This is a genomic window from Streptomyces coerulescens (genome assembly GCF_042657965.1).
GTDB lineage: Bacteria > Actinomycetota > Actinomycetes > Streptomycetales > Streptomycetaceae > Streptomyces > Streptomyces coerulescens.
In genome coordinates this window covers 173,138-191,612 of sequence record NZ_JBHSKM010000004.1, presented here as the reverse complement: position 1 = coordinate 191,612, position 18,475 = coordinate 173,138, and the positions used below count along the sequence as shown (strand labels likewise).

Annotated in this window: 17 protein-coding genes and 1 tRNA gene; 9 read left to right on the top strand and 9 right to left on the bottom strand. The window is 70.7% G+C overall.

All coding sequences use genetic code 11. The features are described 5' to 3' along the window. Positions 1 to 41 precede the first annotated feature (41 nt). Complete coding sequence (locus ACFPQ9_RS09270) at positions 42 to 899, bottom strand: hypothetical protein (protein WP_380849568.1); 858 nt, start codon at positions 897 to 899, stop codon at positions 42 to 44. Between the two features lie 268 nt (positions 900 to 1,167). On the opposite strand from ACFPQ9_RS09270, the gene ACFPQ9_RS09265 reads away from it, so the two are divergent. The 3 genes from ACFPQ9_RS09265 to ACFPQ9_RS09255 all read left to right on the top strand — a co-directional run bounded on the left by ACFPQ9_RS09265 (position 1,168) and on the right by ACFPQ9_RS09255 (position 2,756). After that, positions 1,168 to 1,617: an ATP-binding protein gene (locus tag ACFPQ9_RS09265; protein ID WP_380849565.1), complete on the top strand. Its 450-nt coding sequence runs from the start codon at positions 1,168 to 1,170 to the stop codon at positions 1,615 to 1,617. A 102-nt stretch (positions 1,618 to 1,719) separates the two neighbouring features. Beyond that, on the top strand, positions 1,720 to 1,875 hold the full coding sequence (locus tag ACFPQ9_RS09260) for a hypothetical protein (protein ID WP_380849562.1): 156 nt from the start codon (positions 1,720 to 1,722) through the stop codon (positions 1,873 to 1,875). A gap of 56 nt (positions 1,876 to 1,931) precedes the next feature. After that, a complete protein-coding gene (locus ACFPQ9_RS09255; RefSeq protein ID WP_380849559.1) occupies positions 1,932 to 2,756 on the top strand; it encodes a triphosphoribosyl-dephospho-CoA synthase in 825 nt (274 codons plus the stop codon). Positions 2,757 to 2,845: 89 nt separating this feature from the next. Here ACFPQ9_RS09255 and ACFPQ9_RS09250 read toward each other — a convergent pair whose 3' ends face one another. Together ACFPQ9_RS09250 and ACFPQ9_RS09245 are read right to left on the bottom strand one after the other, a co-directional pair. Further along, a complete protein-coding gene (locus ACFPQ9_RS09250; RefSeq protein WP_380849556.1) occupies positions 2,846 to 4,330 on the bottom strand; it encodes an aminopeptidase P family protein in 1,485 nt (494 codons plus the stop codon). A 176-nt stretch (positions 4,331 to 4,506) separates the two neighbouring features. Continuing rightward, positions 4,507 to 6,018 carry a PP2C family protein-serine/threonine phosphatase gene (locus ACFPQ9_RS09245; protein WP_380849553.1) on the bottom strand — a complete coding sequence of 504 codons (1,512 nt, stop codon included), beginning with the start codon at positions 6,016 to 6,018 and terminating at the stop codon, positions 4,507 to 4,509. Positions 6,019 to 6,521: 503 nt separating this feature from the next. Between ACFPQ9_RS09245 and ACFPQ9_RS09240 the strand changes: the two genes are divergently transcribed. Together ACFPQ9_RS09240 and ACFPQ9_RS09235 are read left to right on the top strand one after the other, a co-directional pair. After that, positions 6,522 to 7,181, top strand: a complete 660-nt coding sequence (locus ACFPQ9_RS09240) for a bifunctional DNA primase/polymerase (RefSeq protein ID WP_380849550.1) — start codon at positions 6,522 to 6,524, stop codon at positions 7,179 to 7,181. A gap of 55 nt (positions 7,182 to 7,236) precedes the next feature. Continuing rightward, positions 7,237 to 7,905, top strand: a complete 669-nt coding sequence (locus ACFPQ9_RS09235; protein WP_380849547.1) for a hypothetical protein — start codon at positions 7,237 to 7,239, stop codon at positions 7,903 to 7,905. A gap of 244 nt (positions 7,906 to 8,149) precedes the next feature. On the opposite strand, the gene ACFPQ9_RS09230 is transcribed toward ACFPQ9_RS09235, so the two are convergent. The 3 genes from ACFPQ9_RS09230 to ACFPQ9_RS09220 all read right to left on the bottom strand — a co-directional run bounded on the left by ACFPQ9_RS09230 (position 8,150) and on the right by ACFPQ9_RS09220 (position 11,160). Continuing rightward, complete coding sequence (locus ACFPQ9_RS09230; RefSeq protein WP_380849545.1) at positions 8,150 to 9,115, bottom strand: DUF5926 family protein; 966 nt, start codon at positions 9,113 to 9,115, stop codon at positions 8,150 to 8,152. A 301-nt stretch (positions 9,116 to 9,416) separates the two neighbouring features. Beyond that, a complete protein-coding gene (locus ACFPQ9_RS09225; RefSeq protein ID WP_380849542.1) occupies positions 9,417 to 10,055 on the bottom strand; it encodes an ATP-binding protein in 639 nt (212 codons plus the stop codon). Positions 10,056 to 10,332: 277 nt separating this feature from the next. After that, entirely contained in the window at positions 10,333 to 11,160 is an 828-nt protein-coding gene (locus ACFPQ9_RS09220) for a glycerophosphodiester phosphodiesterase (protein WP_380849539.1), read from the bottom strand. Positions 11,161 to 11,450: 290 nt separating this feature from the next. On the opposite strand from ACFPQ9_RS09220, the gene ACFPQ9_RS09215 reads away from it, so the two are divergent. From ACFPQ9_RS09215 to ACFPQ9_RS09205, 3 genes are all read left to right on the top strand, one after another. Continuing rightward, positions 11,451 to 13,100, top strand: coding sequence for a S1C family serine protease (locus tag ACFPQ9_RS09215; RefSeq protein ID WP_380849536.1), 1,650 nt, complete (start codon positions 11,451 to 11,453; stop codon positions 13,098 to 13,100). Positions 13,101 to 13,299: 199 nt separating this feature from the next. Further along, positions 13,300 to 14,907 carry a serine/threonine-protein kinase gene (locus ACFPQ9_RS09210; RefSeq protein WP_380849533.1) on the top strand — a complete coding sequence of 536 codons (1,608 nt, stop codon included), beginning with the start codon at positions 13,300 to 13,302 and terminating at the stop codon, positions 14,905 to 14,907. Between the two features lie 142 nt (positions 14,908 to 15,049). Continuing rightward, a tRNA-Ser gene (locus tag ACFPQ9_RS09205) sits at positions 15,050 to 15,136 on the top strand. A 123-nt stretch (positions 15,137 to 15,259) separates the two neighbouring features. Here the strand turns inward: ACFPQ9_RS09205 and ACFPQ9_RS09200 are convergent. Next, positions 15,260 to 15,739, bottom strand: coding sequence for a diadenosine tetraphosphate hydrolase (locus ACFPQ9_RS09200; protein WP_380849530.1), 480 nt, complete (start codon positions 15,737 to 15,739; stop codon positions 15,260 to 15,262). A gap of 207 nt (positions 15,740 to 15,946) precedes the next feature. Here ACFPQ9_RS09200 and ACFPQ9_RS09195 point away from each other — a divergent pair, with 207 nt between their 5' ends. Further along, complete coding sequence (locus ACFPQ9_RS09195) at positions 15,947 to 16,336, top strand: hypothetical protein (protein WP_380849527.1); 390 nt, start codon at positions 15,947 to 15,949, stop codon at positions 16,334 to 16,336. A 211-nt stretch (positions 16,337 to 16,547) separates the two neighbouring features. Here ACFPQ9_RS09195 and ACFPQ9_RS09190 read toward each other — a convergent pair whose 3' ends face one another. Further along, positions 16,548 to 16,979: a hypothetical protein gene (locus tag ACFPQ9_RS09190; RefSeq protein ID WP_380849524.1), complete on the bottom strand. Its 432-nt coding sequence runs from the start codon at positions 16,977 to 16,979 to the stop codon at positions 16,548 to 16,550. A gap of 351 nt (positions 16,980 to 17,330) precedes the next feature. Continuing rightward, positions 17,331 to 18,197: a bifunctional DNA primase/polymerase gene (locus tag ACFPQ9_RS09185; protein ID WP_380849521.1), complete on the bottom strand. Its 867-nt coding sequence runs from the start codon at positions 18,195 to 18,197 to the stop codon at positions 17,331 to 17,333. Between the last annotated feature and the right edge of the window lie 278 nt (positions 18,198 to 18,475).

Genomic DNA, 18,475 nt, shown 5'->3' with positions numbered 1-18,475 from the left:
GACGGCGGCCCTTCATCCGGTGGAGCGAAGGTCGCGTCGTGTCAGGCGGCGAGGGCGAGCACGTCGGCCGGCGGACCGCGCCTGATCACCGTGTGCTGGAGCGTGACGGTACGTGGCGCGCGGCGCGCGAGGGACTCGGTGCGCAGGAAGCGCGGGCCCGCCTCGGGAGCGCCCGGGAGCCCGGAACGCAGGGCACGCACCAGCGCGAGCGCCCCGCGCAGGGAACGTACGAGAGCCCCCTCGGCGACCGAGTGCGCCGACAGCGCGGACATCTCGACGATCCGCAGCAGGGCCAGGTCGCCGCGCCGCAGCAGCCATCCCGCGACGACCGCCGCGAGTATGTGGGCGAGCACCATCGGCAGGGACGGCAGCAGCGAGGCGGCCGAGCCGGTGCCGGTGGCGGCGGAGACGGCGTCCGCCGACGGGTGCGAGGCATGCGCCCCCGTGGCCGGACCGATCCGTGCGTCGGTGAGCATCCGCTGGGCCTGGGCGGGGCTGATGGCCGCCGCGGCGGTGCCGCACACCAGCCGCGCCGCCCGCTCGACGAGCGCGGCGTCGGACATCGACGCGGAGCCGGACATCGAGGCGGTGCCGGAGGCTGCGGCTCCAGCGGTCACCGTCACATGCTGCCCGAGCCCGAACAGCGAGTGCAGAACGGTCTGTCCGACCGCGAGCAACGCCGCGATGCCGGGCAGCGAGCGCTCACGCCCCGCGAACGGCAGGGCGACGACCAGGACTCCGAGGAACCCGGCGCCCAGCGTCCACATCGGAACCGTGGCGCAGGAGCCGAGGACATGCCCGACCCCGGCCAGCACGACGCAGACCGCGGCGAACACCGCGGCCCGCAGGACCCGGAGATCGCTTCCGGAGCGCGTCGTGCGCGGGTGGGGGGCAGTCATGGCGGGCTCATCATCGCACTGGCCTTATGGCCGCCATACGGCAGGTCCGCAAGATGCGGTTCGGGTGGTTGGGGATGAACGAGAAATACGGGGTATATGCGGCCGTAGAACCGGAAGATCACCTTCTGGTGTGGGCCGCCACCACATACACCGATTCCGACGTGGGCGCATCGACCATATGGGCGGCATCACGTCAGGGATGTGCTTACAGGCGGGCACTCGCGGCAATACGTAACGGTATGTCGAGCCGCGGCCAGGAGGCTGGAGCATGAGCATCTGGTGGTCACTCCATTTGCGCCGTGAAGCCGCGAGCGTTCCCCTCGCCCGGCGACTGCTGCTCGGCACCATGGAGACGGCGGGCGTGGACCCCGACATCTCCTACGACCTCTCCGTCGCCCTCAGCGAGGCCTGCGCCAACGCCGTCGAGCACGGCGGTGGCGGCACGACCGACGGCTCCCCGCAGGCGTATCGCGTCACGGCCTATCTGGACGGCGAGAAGTGCCACATCGAGGTCGCCGACTCGGGCCCGGGATTCACGGCCCCCCAGCGCGCCCCGCGCCTGGCGTCCTTCGACGCCGAGGACGGCAGGGGCCTGTGTCTCATCAACGAGCTCGCCGACCACGTCCAGATCGGCAACAAGCCCGACCGGGGCGGGGCGATCGTCAGCTTCGACAAGATCCTCAAGTGGCGCAAGGACGCTCCGCTGATGGCGGTGTAGCACCGGCGGAGACTTCCTCCGCCGCCTGTTTCCTCGGCACTCACAGCCGTCGCACAGCGCCGCCTCAACCCCCTGATGGGTGGCGCCCCTAACGTCCTGTCCATGACGGGACATCACAAGAACCACTCGATCACCCGGCGCCGCGCTCTCGCGGCCACCGGTGGCACGGCCGCCGCGGGCGCCTCCAAGGGCTACAAGGGCGGCAGGCCGCCCGGGGATGCGCCCAGCGGCACCCCGTCGGCCTCGGCGTCCTCTTGAGGGGTACCGCCGTGAGAGGTACGGCCATGAGGCGTACGGCCTTGAGGGGTACCGCCATGAGCGGCCGTGAGGACGAGGCGCTGGCGCAGGCGGCCGTGACCGCGCTGACCGGGGCGCTGGCCCTGGCTCCCAAGCCGGGCCTGCCCGACCCGCGCGACCTCGGCGCCCGCGCGAGCCGTATGGACCATTGCAGGCTGCGCTGGTCGGCGAAGGCACTCGCGCCGGGCCTCGCGGCGATGGCCGCGGCCGCCCGCCGCACGGGCGAGCCGACCCCGGGGCTCCGCACCGAACTGGGCGCGATCGGCAGGTGCACCGAGCACTCGGTGCACCTCGCGGGCGGCGGTCACCGGGGCGCGCTGTGGGCGCTCGGCCTGCTGGTCGCCGCGGCCGCGCTCGACCCCCGGGCAGGCGCGCGGGACATCGCCGCGACCGCCAAACAGATCGCCGCACACACCGACAAGCGCGCCCCGCGCAGGCCCTCCCGGGGCTCCTCGATGTCCGCGAAGTACGGCGCCGCCGGGGCCCGGGGCGAGGCACGGGCCGGATTCCCGCACGTGCGGCGGGCATTGAACGCCCTCATTAGCTCCCGTGCAGCCGGAGCCACCGAGGAACAGGCCCGCCTGGACGCCCTGCTCACGGTGATGTCCACCCTTCAGGACACCGAACTCCTCTACACGGCGGGCCCCATGGGACTGCGCCACGTCCAGGCGGGCGCCAGGGGCGTGATGGAGGCGGGTGGCACGGCGACGAAGGCGGGCGCGGCGGCGCTGACCACCCTCGACATCGACCTGCACGCGCGCGCGTGCAGCCCGAGGGGGAGCGCGGGCCTGCTGGCAGGCGCAGTCTTTCTGGACTCATTGCCGGTCATTGCAACCCCGTAGGGGCGCGGGGAACTGCGCGACAAGCCCCCACCACCCGCAGACCGCAACGATGGCCGGCCACCCTTCGGCACCCGGCCATCGATCCGACGTCAGCCCTTCAAGGAGGCCATCCAGCTCTCGACCTCATCAGACCGCCGAGGCAGCCCAGCGCTCAGGTTCCGGTTCCCCTCCGCCGTCACCAGGATGTCGTCCTCGATCCGCACCCCGATGCCCCGGTACTCCTCCGGCACGGTCAGGTCGTCGGCCTGGAAGTACAGCCCCGGCTCGACGGTGAGGACCATGCCGGCCTCCAGCGTGCCGTCGACGTAGGACTCCACGCGCGCGGCAGCGCAGTCGTGGACGTCCATGCCGAGCATGTGCCCGGTGCCGTGCAGCGTCCACCGACGCTGCAGCCCGAGCTCCAGCACCCGCTCCACCGGCCCCTCGACGAGCCCCCACTCGACCAGCTTCTCGGCGAGCACGCGCTGCGAGGCGTCGTGGAAGTCCCGGTACTTCGCGCCCGGCTGCACCGCCGCGATCCCGGCCTCCTGGGCCTCGTACACGGCGTCGTAGATCTTCTTCTGGATCTCGCTGTAGCGGCCGTTGATCGGCAGCGTGCGCGTGACGTCGGCGGTGTAGTACGTGTGCGTCTCGACGCCCGCGTCCAGCAGGAGCAGGTCGCCGGACCGCACGGGCCCGTCGTTGCGCACCCAGTGCAGCGTGCAGGCGTGTGGGCCGGCCGCGCAGATGGAGCCGTAACCGACGTCGTTGCCCTCGACACGCGCGCGGAGGAAGAACGTGCCCTCGATGTAGCGCTCGCTCGTCGCCTCCGCCTTGTCGAGGACCTTCACCACGTCCTCGAAGCCGCGGACCGTGGAGTCGACGGCCTTCTGCAGCTCGCCGATCTCGAACTCGTCCTTGACCAGCCGTGCCTCGGAGAGGAAGACACGCAGCTCGTCGTCGCGCTCGGCGGTGACCTTGTCGGTCAGCGCGGCCTCGATGGCGGCGTCGTAGCCCCGTACGACACGCACCGGACCCGTCGCCTCGCGCAGCTTGTCCGCCAGCTCGCGCACGTCGGAGGCCGGGATGCCGTACAGCTTCTCCGCCTCGGTCAGCGAGTGACGGCGGCCGACCCACAGCTCGCCCTGGCCGGAGAGCCAGAACTCGCCGTTCTCCCGGTCGGAGCGGGGCAGGAGGTAGATCGTCGCCTCGTGGCCGTCCGCGACGGGTTCCAGGACGAGGACGCCGTCCTCGGTCTGGTTGCCGCTGAGGTAGGCGTACTCGACGGAGGCGCGGAAGGCGTACTCGGTGTCGTTCGAGCGCGTCTTCAGGTTGCCCGCGGGGATCACGAGGCGCTCGCCCGGGAACCGCGCCGACAGTGCGGCGCGCCGTGCGGCGGTCTCGGCGGCCTGGGCGATCGGCTGCAGGTCGTGCAACTCCGTGTCGGCCCAGCCGGACTTCATGTTCTCGGCGAGCTCGTCGGACACGCCCGGGTACAGGCCGTTCTTGCGCTGCTTGATCGGCTCCTCGGACTCAGTCTCCGGGTCCGCTGCGGTAGCAGCAATGGACTCGGCCGGGGTGAGCTCGTCGGCCACGGTCATCCTCCTCGATACGGCACTGGACCCCGTCCATCGTACGGTCGTACAGGACGGAGCCCAGGGCAGCAGGACGGCATGCCCGCCGGTGTTATGGCGCGGACCACGTGCCTGTTATGGCTGACCACGCCCCTGCCACGGGAGGTGACCGCAGCGCACGCGGGCCCCTGCTGCCATTACTCGAAGCGTGCCGCCAGCAGGACGACGTCCTCGTCGCTGTCCGCTTCGTCCGCCCCGTCGGGCAGCACGGTCCGCAGGACGTGGTCGACGACGGCGTCCGGATCGTGCCGGATCGCCCGTGGCACCCCGGCCGCCGCCGCGTGCAGCCGGGAGAAGGCACGGTCGGTGGCGTCGCCGGTGCGGTGCAGCAGCCCGTCGGTGTACAGCAGAACCGTCTCTCCGGCTTCGGCGGTGATCTCCACGCTCGGCGCCTCCCAGCAGGCCAGCATGCCGAGCGGGGCGGAGACGGAGGTCTCCACGAACTCGGTGCGCCGGTCGCCGATCAGCAGCGGCGGGGTGTGTCCGGCGCCGGCGAGCGTGATCTTGCGCAGGGCGGGCTCGCAGTAGGCGAACAGCGCGGTGGCGGAGCGGGCCGGCTCGGTGAGCCGCAGCAGCAGCTCCAGGTCGGACAGGACCGCGACCGGGTCCTCGCCCTCCATCACGGCGTACGCCCGCAGGCTGGCCCGAAGGCGGCCCATGGCGGCGACCGCGCTGGGGCCGGATCCGGTCACCGAGCCGACCGCGAGGCCGAGCGCGGCGTCCGGCAGCGGCAGCGCGTCGTACCAGTCGCCGCCCCCGCGCGGGCCGGTGCGGTGCCGGGCGGCGAGCTGGACGCCGGCCATGCGGGGCAGCCGGGAGGGCAGCAGTTCCTCGGCCATCGTCCGCATGCACGCGCGCGTGCGCTCGACTTCGAGGAGCCGGGCCAGGTGTTCGGTGGCGTAGCGGGTGTACAGGCCGATGAGGTGGCGCTGGCGCTCGGACGGTTCGGCGGGCTCGTCGTACAGCCAGACGGCGGCGCCGAGACGTCCGGCGGCGTCCGTGGACAGCGGCACGGCGTAGCTGGCGGCGTAGCCGAGGCGGGCGGCCACCTCGCGGTGCCGGGGGTCGAGTCCGTCCTCGGAGAGCAGGTCGGGCTGGGCGATCTCGGCGTCGCCGCCGGGCAGCCCGTCGAGGATCCTGCCGTACGACATCGCGCTGCGCGGCACCGTCTCGATGTGCCCGAGGTCGGCGCGGGCGAGGCCGAGGCCGATGGTCGTGTCGGGGCCGAGGCCGTCCGCGGGTTCCAGGACGACGAGTCCGCGCCGGGCGCCGACGAGGGCGGATCCGGCGCGCAGCAGTTCTTCGAGGGCGTCGGCGAGGGTTGCCGTGCGGGCCAGGCGTTCGGTGAGTTCGTGGAGTGTCGTGAGGTCCGAGACCCAGCCTGCGAGGCGGTCCTGGAGCAGTGCGCCGGGTGCGCTCGGCGGGGTGACGGCTGAGGCCCCCGAGGACGCGGGCGCGGGCGCGACAGTGTGTGCGGGCGAGGGAACCGTCGAATCGATTCCGGCCACTTTCGGAGGGTGAGGAGCGTTCATGGCGTCCGGCTTTCCGACCGGTGCGTATTGCTCAAAAGCATCGCAAACCCCCATGTCATTCTGCGCCGCTAGCAGTGTCTCCACATGTACACGCACTCGTAAGGGGATGTCCAGCATTGTCCTGCTGGGATTCCTGGTGTCCGCGAGCAACCAGAGCACTCCTCGTGGACCTCTTGCGCAAAGGCAAAGTTGGCTTAAAACTGCCTCAGGGAACGGGGTATTGCGGTCGACTGGTTTCGCTCCACGGAGCGTCACAGCGGTCGTGATGGGTACGTACTCGGTGAAGGCCAGGGGTGGTTGACAACCGCCCGGAACCTGGTGACGGACCCGGGCGTCTTAGCCACCGACGATCGTGCCCCATCCTCCCGTGGCGGAGGCGAAGAGAAATACGCGCGACGGCAAAACGCCAGACTTCGCCACCCCACGCCACGCCCATGCTTTTGGTAGACGCAGTATGGACGAGGCTGCCGCGGAAGCAGCCAACGCTCGGCCCATAGGGGTTTCCCCTGCTCGAAGCAGGGGTGTGATGCGCCAACAGGTACGCACAGTGAAGTGATCGACACATGGTGTGATGTGGTCCACGGTGTTGCCAGCGGTGCAACGGAAAGGAACGAGCGCTCATGCGCGAGATCCTCGGAAGGCGACGCAGGCTCCTGCGCGGTGACGGGAGGCCTGAGCTGATCAGCGCGGCCCTGACCTTCGCGACGGAATGGCAGTGGCCCGTACTCCCAGGAGCGACGACGCACCGGCAGGGGCATTCCCGCTGCGGCTGCCCCGACCCCGAATGCACGGTTCCCGGTGCCCACCCCTTCGACCCCGGACTCCTCGCGGCCACCACCGACGAGCGCATGGTGCGCTGGTGGTGGACCAACCGGCCCGCGGCCCCGATCATCCTCGCCACCGGAGGCGCGGCGCCCTGCGCGGTCAGCCTCCCCGCCCTGCCGGCCGCCCACGCACTGACCGCGCTCGACCGCATGGGCATGCGTCTCGGCCCGGTCGTCGCCTCGCCCGCCCGCTGGGCGATCCTCGTGAAGCCCTACTCCATGGAGCAGCTCGGCGAACTGCTCTACGCCAAGGACTTCGTCCCCGGCTCGCTGCGCTTCCACGGCGAGGGCGGCTATCTCGCACTGCCCCCCTCCGAGACGGGTCAGGGGCCGATCAGCTGGCAGCGCGCCCCGCTGCCCGGCTCGGCCTCCCCGTGGGTGCCCGATGTGGAGGCCGTCGTCGACGCCGTGGTCGAGGCCCTCACTCGTACGGGTGTGAGCGCCCCCGAGTTGTAGGGGTGTCCGGCGCGCGCGGAACGGCGTACGCGCGCGCGGTCGTTATCTTCCGGATATGCCGCGTCATTCCAGGGGAAAAAGGGCACCGTCGTCACATCGCCGCGGGCCGAACCAGCGAAGAGTCCGTCTGATCGCCCTCGCGTCCGTCGCGGCGGCCGCGATCGCGCTGCCGCTCGCCTGGGCCGCCGCCGGTCAGGTCGTCGAGGCGGGCCGCGCCGCCGTGGGCGCGCCCACGCGCGACGCCGTACGGTCCTCCCCGGACGCCCCGAAGGACGGCGCGAAACGTTCGACTCCGCGAGGCGACGCGAAGGCGCCCTCGGCCACGCCCACCGACTCGCCGGTGCTGCTCGATCTGGGTCTCTCGACCGCCGTGCGCTGCGGTCCCGAGCTCACCTCGCCCGAGGGCGTCGAGGCGCAGACCTGTGTCCTCACCCAGGGTGAGGACACCTGGGCGCGCACCTACTTTCGCAATGCGACCGGCGGTGCGCTGGACTCCGTACTGAGCCTCATGGGGCCCGGCGGACGCACGATGCAGATGCGCTGCGAGGTGAGCGCCGAGGACGAACCGGGGACCTGTGAGACGCCCCGGCAGCGCACACGCGCGGCACTGGACGCCTACACCGCGGTCACGGAGTTTGCGGACCGGACCGGTGGCGGGGCGCTGCTGCTGCGTTCCGCCAGCAACTCCGCACCGGACAAATCCGGGGCCCCCACGGACGGTTGACGGTCGACGTCATTCCGTAAAGCAACGTGCCACATGGAAAGACCCGGTTGCTGGCGACGGGGGATGCACCAGCAACCGGGCTAATGGAACGGTAACAAGAGATCGGCCGTTCGCAAATTCGATCCGGGCTTTCAAGTCACGGATTCCCTTGCTCCGCAGGGGAGTTGTGATCGGATTCACCCCTCCCGCGCGGCCCGGTTGGGCTGAACGGCCGTTCAGCCCAACCCGGTCTTCGCCACGCGTGTCAGCTGAGCGTGACCTGCCGGTTGGTCAGACCGCCGCGCGCGCGACGCTCGTCCGGCGTGAGCGGAGCGTCCGTGGCCAGGGCCGCGGCGAGGCGCTCGGCGAACTCGGCCGCCGGCTTCTCCACGTCCTCGGCGCCGACGCCGCTCGGCAGGTCCCAAACAGGCACGGTCAGGCCGTGAGCACGGAAGGAACCCACAAGCCGGGTGCCCTCACCGAGGTTGGACCGGCCCGCGGCGTGCAGCCGCGCGAGGGCGTCCAGAAGCTGCTCCTCGGGGTGCGGCATGACCCAGCGCAGGTGGTTCTTGTCCGGCGTCTCGCACCAGTAGGCGGCGTCCACACCGGTCAGCTTCACGGTCGGAATGGCCGCGGCGTTCGCCCGCTCCAGGGAGGCGGTCACTTCCGGAGTGGCGTTCTCCGCGTCCGGGACCCAGAACTCGAAGCCCGGGTGCACAACTGGCTCGAAGGCGCCTTCTGGATCGAGCAGATCCTGGAGCCGGGGACCGTCGGCGGGGGCACGGCGACCCTGGACCGGGGTGCCGGGCTTGGCGGCGAGGGCCTGCTGGAGGGTGTCGGCGAGGTCGCGGCTGATGTCGCCGGACGCCGTGTCGTTCTGCAGGCCGAGCAGCACCGAGCCGTCGTCGCGGCGCAGGGCCGGCCAGGCCATCGGCAGCACCGTGGCCAGCGTGACGGACGGGACACCTTCCGGCAGGCCGTCCTTCAGGGGCAGTTCGACGGTGGCGGCCGGCACCAGCTCACGCAGGGCCACCCAGTCGCACTCGCCGGGCAGTCCCTCGAAGGGGCGCTGGACCAGCTCGGTCACCGCGTGTGCGGCGGCCCGGCCGTGACAGGCCTTGTAACGCCGGCCGCTGCCGCAGGGGCAAGGCTCACGCGCGCCGACCACCGGGATCTCTGCGTCGCTGAGCTGCGGGCGCTTGGCCTTGGTCTGGACTCGCTTCTTGGCCATCGTGGGTGTCTCCCGGTTACGGCTCGTCTGTTACGGGCGCGAGCCTAGCCGTTCACGCCATGGCCGACGGGAGGCTGTGGACAACGCAGCGGGTCGCGCCGGGAGTCTGTGGACGAACCGCCGTTGCCGCGTGTCCGGAGTCTGTGGGCCGACTGCTGTTGTCGTGCGTCGGGAGTCAGTGGACGGACCGCCGTTGCCGCGGGTCGGGAGTCAATGGGCCAACTGCCGTTGCCGCGTGTTCGGAGTCTGTGGGCCGACCGCCGTTGCCGCGTGTCGGGAGCGGAGCCGGTCCGGCCCCTCGTCAGTCGAGGTCGTCGAAGGCGTCCGCGAAGTCCAGGCCCGGTATCGCGCGGATCGAGGGGGCCGCGACGCGCGTAGCGAAGTCGTCCCGGCGGTGCCCGGCATCAGGATCGTGTACGTCGTCGTGGACCACCACCCAGACCGTGACCTCGCCCCGGGCGTCGTCCCGTACGCCCCAGTCGTCGGCGAGAGCGGTGATGATGTTCAGCCCGCGGCCGCCGTGTGCGGTGACCGAGGGCGTGGCCGGAGCAGGGCGAGTGGGTCCGCCGCCGTCCGTCACCTCCACCGTGAGCCTGCCGCCGGAGTCCACCCGCCAGGCGGCCCGGACGTCGCCGTCCCCGGCGAGCGCGTCACCCAGCGGTCGGCCGTGTTTGCACGCATTGCTCAAGAGTTCGGAAAGAATAAGTACGGCATCGTCGATGACCGATTCCGCAACGCCACCCGTGCGCAGCTGCTTGCGCATCCGGTGTCTTGCTTCCCCCACGCCCGCAGGACCATGGGGTACGGCCATGCTCGACGACGTGGGCACCTCCTGTGCCACCACCAACGCCACCCCCGAGACCTCCTTTGCCCCACGCCACGGTGTGGATGCCCCATTGGCCTGTACCGGAAACCGGCCAATCAACGTCCGGCGACGCATTCACAACGATCGAATACGGACCGAACGCGCCGGAGCACTCCCTGTAATCAAGATGGCTGGAATTCTTCGGTGTGGCCGAGAGTGGAGGATGGGGCCGGAGGGGTAGCGGGGTCAAGAGGTTGTACAGGGATTCAAGGGGATATAGGGGTTACCCGCTGCGCGGCCCGCTTCGCGGGTGCTGTGTGACCCGTTTCGCGGGCGCTGGGTGACCCGCTTCGCGGGTTGTTGCGTGCCCCCTTTGCGCCCGCTGTGTGACCCTTTCGCGAGTGCGCGCGGGTCAGCGGCCGAGTTGGTGCAGCACCGCGCGCGGGCGGTTGGTGATGATGGCGTCGACGCCCAGCTCGACGCAGAGGTCGACGTCCTCGGGCTCGTTCACGGTCCATACGTGCACCTGGTGGCCGGCCTGCTTCAGGCGGTGCACATAGGCCGGATGACTGCGCACGATCCGGATCGAGGGACCGGCGATGTGGACCCCCGCGGGCAGCCGCCCGTCGCGCAGCCTCGGTGAGACGAACTGCATCAGGTAGACCGTCGGCAGCGTCGGGGACGCGGCACGCACGCGATGCAGCGAGCGCGCCGAGAAGCTCATGACCCGCACCGGGGACTCGGCCATCGAGGCGGGCGTATCCAGGCCGAAACGCTTCAGCAGAAGCAGCAGCCGCTCCTCGACCTGCCCCGCCCACCGGGTCGGATGCTTGGTCTCGATGGCCATCTCCACGCGCCGCCCGGCGTCGGCGACGAGTTCCAGCAGCCGCTCCAGGGTCAGTACGGAGGTGTCCTCGGGGTCCTCGGGCCGGAACTCCCAGTCGGGCTCCTCGGCCCGGTTCTTCCACGAGTCACGGTTCTTGCGTGAGCCGAAGTCGAGGGCGGCGAGCTCGGCGAGCTCCAGCGCCGAGACCGCGCCGCGGCCGTTGGACGTACGGTTGACGCGGCGGTCGTGTACGCAGACGAGGTGGCCGTCCGCGGTGAGGCGTACGTCGCACTCGAGGGCGTCCGCACCGTCCTCGATCGCCTTCTTGTAGGCGGCCAGGGTGTGCTCGGGAGCGTCCTCGGAGGCTCCGCGGTGGGCGACGACTTGGATCTGGTGCTGCCGTGCGTGGGTCACCGCGTCATGGTGCCACCGCACCGGGGTGGTCGTGCGACCGGACTGGTTTCCGGAGCGGTTCCGGAGTGGTTTCCGGAGGGCTGGGATTGCGCCCTTTTGGTCGTGGATGACCTATATAAAGAGTGGCCGCGGACGCACAGGCACCGCTTATGGTGCTCTGACGGCCCGTGGGAAAAGCTGACGGCATACAAAAAGACATGCACAGCTGAAACGCACCGGCCATGAACAAGCGTGAACGGGCGTGACCGAGTGCGACCGACAACACCAGCCGTGGATCTAGGAGAGAAGCTGTGAGCACCGAGAACGAGGGCGCCGCGGTACCCCCGGCCCCGTCCGCACCCCCCGTGCCGGCGGATGCTCCTGCTGCTCCGGCATCCCAGGACTCCCCGGCTCCGCGTGCCGACGCCGAGCCCACCGCTCCGCTCCCGCCCGTGCCGAACACCGCGCCGGCGAACTCGAACGGCACACAGTCGTACGGCACACAGTCGTACGGTCCGGATCCGTACGCCGCGCAGGCCGCCGCCAACGGGGCGCAGCCGCCGGCCGACGGATCCCAGCCGCCTGCCACCCGGCACGGGCCCCAGCCGCCTGCCACTCCGCACGGCGCCCAGCCGCCGACCGCGCCTCACGGCGGACACCCGCCGGTCTCCCAGGGCTCGGCCCCCGACGCCTCCTGGCCGCCTCCGCCGCCGCCCGGCACGCCGTACGGCGATGGCGGTGCCGGTGCGAGCGGTGCGGGTGGTGCCGGTGGCGCGGGCGGTGTGGGCGGTTCCGGTGGGGGCTCCGGCTGGGGTGCCGGCTACCAGCAGCCGGCACCGAAGTCCGGTCGCGGGCGCGGCGGTCTGCTCGCCGCGGTCCTCATCGCCGCGCTGGTCGCGGGCGGCCTGGGCGGCGGCCTCGGCTACACCCTGGCCAAGAACGACGACAACACCTCCTCGACGACCGTCTCCGCCTCCGACAGCGGCGGCTCGGTCAAGCGCGACCCGGGCACCGTCGCGGGCGTGGCCGGCAAGGCGCTGCCCAGCACCGTCACGATCCAGGCCGAGAGCAGCAGCGGCGAGGGTGGTACCGGCACCGGCTTCGTCTTCGACACCGAGGGCCACATCGTCACCAACAACCACGTGGTGGCCGACGCGGTCGACGGCGGCAAGCTCACGGCGACGTTCCCGAACGGCAAGAGGTACGACGCCGAGGTCGTCGGTCACGCACAGGGCTACGACGTGGCGGTCGTCAAGCTCAAGAGCGCCCCGTCGGACCTCGTGCCGCTCACGCTCGGCGACTCCGACAAGGTGGCCGTAGGCGACTCGACGATCGCCATCGGCGCCCCCTTCGGCCTGTCCAACACGGTCACCACCGGCATCATCAGCGCCAAGAACCGCCCGGTGGCCTCCAGCGACGGCACCGGCTCCAACGCCTCCTACATGAGCGCCCTCCAGACGGACGCCTCGATCAACCCCGGCAACTCCGGCGGCCCGCTGCTGGACGCGCAGGGCAATGTCATCGGCATCAACTCCGCGATCCAGTCCGCCGCCAACGGCCTGGGCGGCACCAGCCAGTCCGGCTCGATCGGCCTCGGCTTCGCCATCCCGATCAACCAGGCCAAGTACGTCGCCCAGCAGCTGATCAAGACCGGCAAGCCGGTGTACGCCAAGATCGGCGCCTCCGTCTCCCTGGAGGACACCGGCGACGGCGCCAAGATCACCGAGCAGGGCGCCAGCGGTTCGGACGCGGTGGAGGCGGGCGGCCCCGCCGCCAAGGCCGGCCTCAAGCCGGGCGACGTCATCACCAAGCTCGACGACACGGTGATCGACTCCGGTCCCACCCTGATCGGCGAGATCTGGACCCACCAGCCCGGCGACAAGGTCACGATCACCTACGAGCGAGGCGGCAAGACGAACACCGTCGAACTGACCCTGGGTTCCCGCACCGGCGACAGCTGAGGCGACGGCCACGCACGCGTGGGCGCGGCTCTCGATGAGGGCCGCGCCTTGTGGCGTGCCGCGCTCATTCCTTGCCGCGCCCGCGAGCGTGCTGACGGTGTCCATTCACTCGCATGGACTATCGTGCCTTCTCGACCTGGACTGTTCGCGAATGGGAAGCAGCGCGCGAATGGGATACGGAAGAGGGGGCGGTCTCGCGGTGTCCGATCTTGGGCGGCTCGTCGCCGACCGGTACCTGCTGGTGGAGCGGGTGGGCAGTGGCGGCATGGGCACCGTGTGGCGGGCCGAGGACACACTGCTGGGCCGTCATGTCGCCCTGAAGAAGCTGCACATCCCGCCGCACCTCCAGGACGACGAGGTGCAGACCCTCTACGAGCGCACCCGCCGGGAGGCCCGCAGCGCCGCCCGGATCGCCCATCCCAACGTGATCGTGGTGCACGACGTGCTCGACGACGAGGGGCTGCCGTGCATCGTCATGGAGTACATACCGTCGCTCACCCTCAGCGACGTACTGAAGCAGCGGGGCGCTCTGCCGCCGGCGGAGGCCGCCCGGATCGGCCGCGCCATGGCGTCCGCGCTGCGTGCCGCCCATGACGCCGGGGTCCTGCACCGGGACGTCAAACCGGCGAACGTCCTCCTCGGCGACGGCGGGCGGATCGTCCTCACCGACTTCGGGATCGCCATGGAGTCGGGGACGTCCTCGCTGACCAAGCCCGGCGAACTGATCGGCTCCATCCGCTACCTGGCGCCCGAACGGCTCAGGGGCGCGCACCCCGAGACCGGTCCCGCCAGTGACCTGTGGGCTCTCGGGGCGACGCTGTACCAGGCGGTCGAGGGCCGGGACCCGTTCCGTCGCGCCACCGCGATCGAAACCGCGTACGCCATCGCCACCGACCCCTACGAGCCCCCGCGCAGCGCCGGCGAGCTGGCCCCGGTGATCGAAGGTCTCCTGGTCAAGGAACCCGGCCGACGCATGGACGTGCACGAGGTCGAACGCCGCCTGACGGACCTGACCGGCACACGCACGACTCGCGTCGAGACGACGGTGCGAGGAGAGAGGGCCGACGAGCCGACGGGCCGTGAGCGGACTCGTACGGAGCTCGCGGAGGGCTCTGAAGGCCATGGCCCCGGTGATCGAACCGGCCGATCGGGCAGGGGCAACCGCCGCCGTTCGGTGCTGTGGTCGGTCGTGGCGATGACACTGGTCGCTTGTCTTGCGGGCGGGACCCTGTGGTGGCTGAAGGGCGGTGGAACCGACCAGTCGTCGGCTCACGGTTCCGGCTCCGGCACCGGCGCCGAGACGCCCACGTCCTCGGCGAGCGCTCCGAGTTCGGGCCCGACCACCCCACCGCCGGTGCCCACCGGCCACCACCTGGAGGACGCGGGCGGCGGTCTGTCCGTGCCGGTGCCGGACGGCTGGGTGCCCAAGACGCTGCCCGGCGGCGAGCTTGCGTACATCGACCCGACCGGCCTGGTGGGTCTGCGGGTCAACGTCGTCGAGTTCGCCGGCACCGATCCCGTCCAGCACTGGCGGGAGACGGAGGAGGACCAGACCCGCCGCGACAACCCCGGCTACGAACGCGTGCGGATGGCGTCGACGACCTTCCGCGGCCGACCCGCCGGGTACTGGGAGTTCACCTTCGACGGCACGGCCCGCAAGTTCCGGGCGGCGGAGCTGGCCTTCGCAGGCGACGACGGCACCCAGTACGTGATCTACCTGTCCGCGCCGGACGCGCAGTGGCACGAGTACCGCCCGGTCTTCGAGACCGCCACCAACGGCGCCCGCCTCAGCAACGACAAGCCCTGACAACCGCCCCTGCCCCACCTCCCTGCCCCACCCCCTGCCCCCCCGGGCGCCCCGCCCTCACTGCCCACAGGGACCACACACCCCGCGCACTACGCAAGGCCGGTACTCTGTACCCGCTCCGCCCCGGGCGGGCCGGAGCACAGGTGGGTTGCCCGAGCGGCCTAAGGGAACGGTCTTGAAAACCGTCGTGGCAGCGATGTCACCGTGGGTTCAAATCCCACACCCACCGCAGCATGAGAGCCTCTGACCCGCGGAAAGGTCGGAGGCTCTCGCCTTGTTCGCTCCCCGCCATTGATCGTTGTTCTCCGTGGTTTCCCGGCCTGCCGACCTGACGGTCGGCGGGCCCACACCGTCAGGTCATCGACCTCAGCTGATCCAGTTCGCTGCCGATCGCATCCCGCAGCACATCGTGCTGGGAGCCGAGACTGAACCGCTCGTCACTCCAGCGGTCACGCGGATACAGCCACACCGGCTTGCCCACCAGTTCGGCCGGCTCCCAGTCGAACCTCGGCCATACGTGCGCATGCAGGAACGGGTCCGTGTTGCCGAGGATCTCCAGGTTGACCCGGCGGAAGCCGGGGTCGATCCGGCCACAGGCCCGCTCGACCGCTTCTCCCAGGTGGTCCATGTCGGACAGGAACGACCGTCGCTTGGCCCTCGGCAGGTCAGACAGCCGCTGAACACCCGGTTCGTCCGTGAGGAGAACCGAGTACCCGGGCAGGAACTGAACGTCGCCGATCACCGCGAAGCCAGACTCAAGTTGCCGCATCACGGTCGGGTTCTCGCCCCGCAGAGCAGTCCCGATCCGGTCCGTCCGCCAGTCGCCGCTCATGGACCGAGCCTACCCATGAGTGATCAAGGCGTGCTCTTCGCTCCCCACCGCCCTCACCTACTTCAAGAACCAACCAAGTGAGGCGAGGAGCAGCCCTTGGTCGTTCTCCGAGATCCCATCAGTGATCGCTCATGACGTCTGTCACGCATGGGCGGTGTCCAATTCGCGTCTATGGGCCGTGCATATGCACGGCTACTCTGCGTGCCCATGGGGAAAGTAGTGCGTCTGTACTGGGGATACATGGTGGCTGCTGCCTTAGTCGTTGCCTGGAGCCAGCAATGGGCCTTGCCGGTGATCGTGGCTCTGTCACTCGGCGTCTCGGCCTACGCCGCCTTCCAGGTACCGGTCTGGTGTGGAGCGGTTAACCGAGACGGGCAGACCTACTGCCGCAACAACGCCTATGGCGTACTGATGGGATGCTCGAAGCGTCAGCACAGATGGCAGAAGCTCAAGATGATCGTTCTGCGCAGCAAGGTCGGGAACGTGAGTCGCTCCGTGTTTCCAACGGCCAAAGAGAAGTTCAACGGCGCCCTGGCCATAGGAGGGCTGCTGTCGGCTGTTGCCGCAGTGATCGTTCCTGCTGTGACCGGCGGCTGAGCGGGCACGATCGTGCGCCTGGGGCACGTAGAGGGCACGACAAGCAAGGCTGCGACTGCGGCGACCCGGCTTCGCTGGTCTGGCCTGCGTGGGAGCGGAGATCTCGCCCGACCCCCATCGAAGAGGCACCCCTTCTGGCCGGACTCCGCGGAAAGCCGATTTCCCCGCCGATCTGCCGCCCCCCGCCCCTCCCCCTCGGCATGCGCCGACCCTAGAGCTCGTAGTCCCGCGCCAGCCCCTCCCAGTCGACCTCCCGCAGCGAGTCCTCCGCATCGCAGCCGGACGGCACATGCGTCGTGGGCTGGAACCAGATGATCGTCAGGGCGGAGCGGTGAAGGACCGGGTCGTGGGCGCGGTCGAGGGCCGTGGAGTGGAACGCGCCCACGCAGGCCACCTGAGGCAGCACCTCGACCGGGCCGAACGCGCCGGCGTACTGGTCGGGATACTCGCGTGGCGGCGGCACCAGGTGCACCGGTGTGGAGGGATGGGCGCGTGCCGCGGCCTTGATCAGGCTCTTGATCTTCATCTCGTTGACCGGCTTGCACGGGTAGCCCTCCAACATGCCGCCGTACGTCGAGGAGAGCCGCAGCTCCGAGAGGTCGAGCGAGCGGCCGGACGTGAGGACGACCCTGGTCAGCGACATGGTCGGCACTCTAGGGCGGTGGTGCATCGAGCTCCCGTGAATTTCAGGGCCGGTCAGTCGCCCCGACGCGGTCGAGGTCGGCGGCAGCCTCATGCCGTCAGGGCGGTCGTTCGCGTGCGTCCGTAGTGGCAGTCGTACGAGTAGGGGGCGCGGCAGGGCGGGCATGTACGTCGGCGGGGGGCAGGGCGGGCATGTACATCGGCGGGGCTGGCGGCGGGCAGTGTGCGTGCGTACACACGTCCACGCGCGCGTAAGCCGCGTAGCACGGACTTGCTCGCGTACACACGCACACGCGCCCGTACACACGCACACGCGCGCCTACGCACGGACATGCGCGCCTAAGCACGTCCATCAGGGCCGATGCCCCGTCAACCGTGCCGCCGACGCGATCGTCGCGCGGGCCTCGCGTTCGGTCAGGCCGGTGTTGAGGGCCGCCTCGACGAGTGGGGCGACCAGGGCGGGGCCGATTCCGTCCTCGTACGCGCGGCACGCCGCCCAGAACAGTCGGGTGTTGCGCTGGCCCTCGTGCGCGGCCAGTACGAACTGGACGAGGCCCTGGCCGTGGCCGCCGGTCGACGGGGGCGCGGGGTGGTGCGTGCGAGGTGGGGGGAGCAGGAGGCGCAGGAGGGCGCGCGGGCAGCGCGCGGGGGCGATGTGGGCCGTGCCGGGGGCGGTGCTGTAGACGCCGTGGTCGGTGCGGGAGCCGGGGCCGACGAGGTAGCCGCCCGCGCCCCGGATGTCGATGCCCGGTGCGAGCCGGCCCGCCGAGTTGGGGACGACGACGTCGGGCGGGCCGGTCAGCCAGAGGTGGCGGCCGCCGCTCGGGGTCACGACGACCACTGTGGGCGGAATCGTGAACAGATGGCGCAGCGCCAGTTCGCGCAGGGCGGCGGAGGAGTCCGTACCGGATTTGGTGTCGAGGTCGATGCCGATCAGGTGGTGCGGGGGCAGCCCACAGGCGATGCCATAGCCGGTCGCCCAGGGGGCGGAAGCGAAGAGTTCGCGGATGCGGGCGGGGTCGGTGGAGGCGTCGTAGACGCCGTGCCCGAAGCGGCCGCACTCGCCGTGGCAGGGAGCGGGGTCGGGGTCGTCGCGGTGGGGGGAACGCAGGGCCGGGAGCTTCGTCCGGGACAGGGGAATGACGGCCAGTCCGCGCTCGGCGGCTGACAGGGCGTGTGCGAGGGCCAGCGTCGTGGCCTGCCGGTCTGTGGTGGCCATGCCTCCATGTTCGTACGGATGTTCGAAAAAGGAAAGAGGGATTGGTCGCGACCCGCCGACGATCCGCCGGTGGACGGAGATTGGCCGGAAGCGTGCCGGAACCTTTCACCCCTTGTGCCGCTTGAGGCGGAACTGTCCGTACTGCCCTGCATCGGGAGTTGAGAGTGGTGAAAGGGGTTTATCGACTTGTCATCACGCTTGAGGGCGAATCAGGGCTTCCGGGGTGGTTCGCCGGGGATTCGGTGGGCAACTCTGATCTCGCGACGTCGTGAACGACT

Excerpts from the sequence above, each read along its gene's own strand:
- ACFPQ9_RS09235 (WP_380849547.1), top strand. The coding sequence starts at position 7,237 with ATGCCGCGTCATTCCAGGGGAAAAAGGGCACCGTCGTCACATCGCCGC.
- ACFPQ9_RS09195 (WP_380849527.1), top strand. The coding sequence starts at position 15,947 with ATGGGGAAAGTAGTGCGTCTGTACTGGGGATACATGGTGGCTGCTGCC.
- ACFPQ9_RS09240 (WP_380849550.1), top strand. The coding sequence starts at position 6,522 with ATGCGCGAGATCCTCGGAAGGCGACGCAGGCTCCTGCGCGGTGACGGG.
- ACFPQ9_RS09190 (WP_380849524.1), bottom strand. The coding sequence starts at position 16,979 with ATGTCGCTGACCAGGGTCGTCCTCACGTCCGGCCGCTCGCTCGACCTC.
- ACFPQ9_RS09185 (WP_380849521.1), bottom strand. The coding sequence starts at position 18,197 with ATGGCCACCACAGACCGGCAGGCCACGACGCTGGCCCTCGCACACGCC.
- ACFPQ9_RS09255 (WP_380849559.1), top strand. The coding sequence starts at position 1,932 with ATGAGCGGCCGTGAGGACGAGGCGCTGGCGCAGGCGGCCGTGACCGCG.
- ACFPQ9_RS09200 (WP_380849530.1), bottom strand. The coding sequence starts at position 15,739 with ATGAGCGGCGACTGGCGGACGGACCGGATCGGGACTGCTCTGCGGGGC.
- ACFPQ9_RS09225 (WP_380849542.1), bottom strand. The coding sequence starts at position 10,055 with ATGCGTCGCCGGACGTTGATTGGCCGGTTTCCGGTACAGGCCAATGGG.
- ACFPQ9_RS09260 (WP_380849562.1), top strand. The coding sequence starts at position 1,720 with ATGACGGGACATCACAAGAACCACTCGATCACCCGGCGCCGCGCTCTC.
- ACFPQ9_RS09265 (WP_380849565.1), top strand. The coding sequence starts at position 1,168 with ATGAGCATCTGGTGGTCACTCCATTTGCGCCGTGAAGCCGCGAGCGTT.
- ACFPQ9_RS09270 (WP_380849568.1), bottom strand. The coding sequence starts at position 899 with ATGACTGCCCCCCACCCGCGCACGACGCGCTCCGGAAGCGATCTCCGG.
- ACFPQ9_RS09230 (WP_380849545.1), bottom strand. The coding sequence starts at position 9,115 with ATGGCCAAGAAGCGAGTCCAGACCAAGGCCAAGCGCCCGCAGCTCAGC.
- ACFPQ9_RS09245 (WP_380849553.1), bottom strand. The coding sequence starts at position 6,018 with ATGCTGGACATCCCCTTACGAGTGCGTGTACATGTGGAGACACTGCTA.